The organism is Streptomyces niveus, from assembly GCF_001723055.1.
GTDB classification, from domain to species: domain Bacteria; phylum Actinomycetota; class Actinomycetes; order Streptomycetales; family Streptomycetaceae; genus Streptomyces; species Streptomyces niveus.
In genome coordinates this window covers 1-3,937 of record NZ_MDCR01000441.1, presented here as the reverse complement: position 1 = coordinate 3,937, position 3,937 = coordinate 1, and the positions used below count along the sequence as shown (strand labels likewise).

Below are 3,937 nucleotides of genomic sequence, written 5' to 3'. Positions count from 1 at the left end.
TCGGGCGGCGGCGGCCCCACGGTGTCCGCCCCGGCCGGGCCCGGCCGGCGCGGCGCGGGCGTGCGCCGGGGCGGTGACGCGGCCTCCAGGACCTCGCGCGCCGGCGGCTGTGTGATCGGCGGTGCCACCTCGGCCCGCGCCGGAGCCCCGCGTACCGCGCCCGCGCCGGGCCCGGCCCCGGAACCGGCCGGGGGCTCCACCGCCACACAGGCCGACACCCCGCCCACGGCCACACCGAGCAGGACCACCGCTGTCGTTCTTCTCCGCCGGGTCACCGCACCCACTCTGCTGACCGCACGGCCCGCCGGGGCCGTAAACCCCGGGGGCGTGACCCGCACGGGTGACGCGGCGGACCCAGGTGTTGCCGACCGGCCGCCCCGGCCACGCCCGTATGCTGCGAGTAAGGGTCCGCAGGTCAGGCCCCCGCGCACCGGCGCGTGCGACCACGACCGCGGCAAGGCGACAGGGAGACCCACGTGAAGGTCGGCTGCATAGGGCTCGGCGACATCGCGCAGAAGGCGTATCTGCCGGTGCTCACCACACTGCCCGGGACCGAGCTGCATCTGCAGACGCGCACCCCGGCCACCCTCACGCGGGTCGGCGACAGCCACCACATCCCCGCCGAGCGGCGCCACGCCGACCTCGACTCGCTGCTCGCCCAGGGCCTGGACGCCGCGTTCGTCCACGCGCCCACCTCCGCCCACGCCGAGATCGTCACCCGCCTGCTCGACGCCGGTGTGCCGACCTTCGTCGACAAGCCCCTCGCGTACGAACTCAGCCACTCCGAGCGGCTGGTGGCCCTCGCCGAGGAGCGCGGGACGAGCCTGACCGTCGGATTCAACCGGCGCTTCGCGCCCGCGTACGCGCAGTGCCTGGAACACCCGCGCGATCTCATCCTCATGCAGAAGAACCGCGTCGGACTGCCCGAGGACGCCCGCACCCTCGTCCTGGACGACTTCATCCATGTCGTGGACACCCTGCGCTTCCTTCTCCCCGGCCCCGTCGAGCACATCGACGTGCGCGCCCGGACACGCGAGGGCCTGACCGAGCACGTGATGCTCCAGCTCTCCGGCGACGGCTTCACCGCCATCGGCACGATGAACCGGATGAACGGCTCGACCGAGGAGATCCTCGAAGTCTCGGGACAGGACACCAAGCGGGCCGTCCACAACCTCGCCGAGATCATCGACCACAAGGGCCAGCCCAGCGTCCGCAGGCGCGGCGACTGGGTACCGGTGGCCCGGCAGCGCGGTATCGAGCAGTGCGTGCTGACGTTCCTCGACGCGGTACGCGCCGGGAAGACCCTCAGGGCCCGGGACGCTCTGCTGACGCACGAGCTGTGTGAACGGGTGGTTCTGGCGGTACGGGCACAGGCCGCCTGAGCGCGCGGGCGCCCTCGGCGGCGCACAGGGCCGCCAGCACGGCCAGCGCGCCGTACAGCGGCCAGTCGCCGTACCGGACGTACGCCGTGGTGCCGCCCGCCAGCGGCAGCTCGTACACGGCGCTCGCGCCGCTGCCCGTGCCCAGCGGTGCGCCGACCCGCTCGCCCTCGGGGCCGTACACCGCGCTCATGCCCGTGAGGGTGGCGTGCACCGTCGGACGGCCCGTCTCCGCCGCCCGCAGCGCCGCCAGCGAGGCGTGCTGCTCCGGCGCCCAGCTGTGCTGGAAGGACGACGTCGAGGACTGCGCCACGAGCAACTGGGCGCCGTCCCTGGCCAGTCGCCGGCTCATGTCGGGGAACGCCGACTCGAAGCAGATCAGCGGACCGATCCGCAGCCCCCCGCGCCCCTCGCCGGGCAGCACCATCACCACCTGGCGGGTGCCGCGCCTGCGGTCCTCGCCCGCCGCCTTGCCCACCGACGTCGCCCAGCCGAGCGCCGAGCGCGCCGGGACGTACTCGCCGAAGGGCACCAGCCGCATCTTGTCGTAGCGGTCGCCCGTCGGACCGTTCGGACCCACCAGCACCGCGCTCTTGAAGATCCCCGTGCGCCCCGCGGCGTCCGTGCCGGACGCGTCCACGTTGACAAGGATCTCGGCGCCGACCCGACGTGACAGCACGGCGATGCGCGCGGCCAGATCGGGGCGGGTGGCCAGATCGTGGCCGACGCTGCTCTCGCCCCACACCACGAGATCGACGTCGCGGCCGGCCAGCGAGCGGGTCAGCTCCTCGCTGTGGTCGAAGCGCCGCTCGACGCTGTCGGGCCCGCCGAACACGCCCGGCTGGACGACGGCGACGCGCGCCTGCCCCGAGTGCTGCGGGCGCGGCACCCATAGCCACGCGGACGTCACGGCGACGGCGGATGCCGCGAGTCCGCTGACGGCGACCGTACGGGCCGCGGACACCGTCAGCAGGACGGTCAGGGCGGTGTTCACGGCGACCACCAGGAGGGTCACCAGCCACACGCCGCCCACCGAGGCGAGCCGCAGCGCGGGGGCGACCTCCCACTGGCCCGCGCCCAGCAGCCCCCACGGACCGCCCAGGCCCTCGAACGACCGCGCCGTCTCGATCATCAGCCAGCCCGACGGGACCACGGCCAGCGCGGCGGCCGTACGCCGGGGTGACGGGCGCCCGCCGAGCATCCGGCGCACCAGCCAGCCCCACGGCGCCCACAGCAGCCCCAGCAGCCCGGCCAGCACCAGGGTGAACACATGCAGGCTCGGCAGCAGCCAGTGATGGACGGCGAGCATGAAGCCCAGCCCGCCGAGCCAGCCGTCCAGGGCCGCGCGGCGGCCCGTCGGAGCCGCACGCGTCAGCAGCATCCAGGGGACGAGCGCGGCGTACGCGAGCCACCACAGGCCCGGCTCGGGGAAGGAGAGCGCGGGCAGCGCGCCGGCGCTCACGGCGGCGGCGCCTCGCCACACCGGGGAGGTGGAGCGGCGGGCCCAGCTCTCCCGGTCGGCCGGAACCCGCATACCGCGCCTCCTCGTGCCGCCCGCCGCACCGGTCGCTCCGGCGGGGGTGCTCCCCGATCAGTCTGCGGGAGACGGGACGGACGGCAACAGGGCGCCTGCGGACACGCCCTACGAGGCGTCGGCCCCGCGCCGGGCGCGCTCCCGCGCCACGACACTGTGCAGCCGCCAGCCGTCGTCCGTGCGGGAGAGGCCGAACGTGTAACGGCTGACGACGGTGGTCACCTCGCCGGACTCCGGGAACAGCGTGGTCAGACAGTCGGCCCGGGCCTCGGCGCGGTCGCCCGGGAATCCGCCGCCGTCCTGGACGGTCAGCCGCCGGTTGCCGATCAGGTGCTGGCGTACGGGGAAGGGGCCGAGCACACCCGCGAGCCAGTCGGCGACCTCGGCGGCCGGCCCCTCGATGCCACCGGCGCCGCGGTGGTCGGCGCGCCCGTCGGGTGTGAAGAGGGCGAGCAGGGCGGGCCAGTCGGAGTCGTCCAGGGCCATCGCGTAACCGCTGATCACCTCGTCGACGGCCAGTTGGTCCATCACGGTCGCGAGATCCACACGCTGCGTCATCGGGTCAGTCTCCGGCAGCGAAGGCCCCAGGCCAAGGCCTGAGCGGATCTGTCGATCATCCGGTCCATGAGATCGGCCGGTATCGCTCTCCGTGACCGGTCGTTCACGCGGGCAAGCGGCACCCGGCCACGGCAAAGGCCCGGCCACGCGGTGACACCGCGCGGCCGGGCCTGATCTGGCATTCGACGCGCGCCTTCGCGCGTGGGAGCCGGGTGGGCCCCCGGACGGGCTCTAGGGCCTGTCCGCGAAGTCCCGTCTGGCTCACGACGCCTGGCACGCACGCTCTCCCCCGTAGCCCTTCGGGCACGGGAGGTGCCCCCTGCGTTGTCGGACTCGACCGAGTACGGCCGGGCCATCCACAACGCCGATCCTCCGCCTTGCGATCGCACGCACCAGACGCCGCGAGCCCCGCCCTACGGGCGGACGACGCTACTTCGCGGACACGCCCTAGGTGTTCTGTCCTGGG

3 protein-coding genes and 1 pseudogene are annotated in these 3,937 nt (G+C 74.5%); 1 reads left to right on the top strand and 3 read right to left on the bottom strand.

The features are described from left to right. Positions 1 to 275, bottom strand: a pseudogene (locus BHU15_RS35725) (hypothetical protein); the annotation flags it as partial. A gap of 201 nt (positions 276 to 476) precedes the next feature. Here BHU15_RS35725 and BHU15_RS35720 point away from each other — a divergent pair. After that, positions 477 to 1,382 (top strand): Gfo/Idh/MocA family protein, encoded by a 906-nt coding sequence (locus tag BHU15_RS35720; RefSeq protein ID WP_069630906.1) that lies wholly within the window; start codon positions 477 to 479, stop codon positions 1,380 to 1,382. Here the strand turns inward: BHU15_RS35720 and lnt are convergent. Then, a complete protein-coding gene (gene lnt, locus BHU15_RS35715; protein ID WP_069630905.1) occupies positions 1,306 to 2,913 on the bottom strand; it encodes an apolipoprotein N-acyltransferase in 1,608 nt (535 codons plus the stop codon). The two genes, BHU15_RS35720 and lnt, sit on opposite strands and share 77 nt — an antisense overlap. A gap of 108 nt (positions 2,914 to 3,021) precedes the next feature. Next, entirely contained in the window at positions 3,022 to 3,471 is a 450-nt protein-coding gene (locus BHU15_RS35710; protein ID WP_171908524.1) for a nuclear transport factor 2 family protein, read from the bottom strand. Positions 3,472 to 3,937 lie beyond the last annotated feature (466 nt).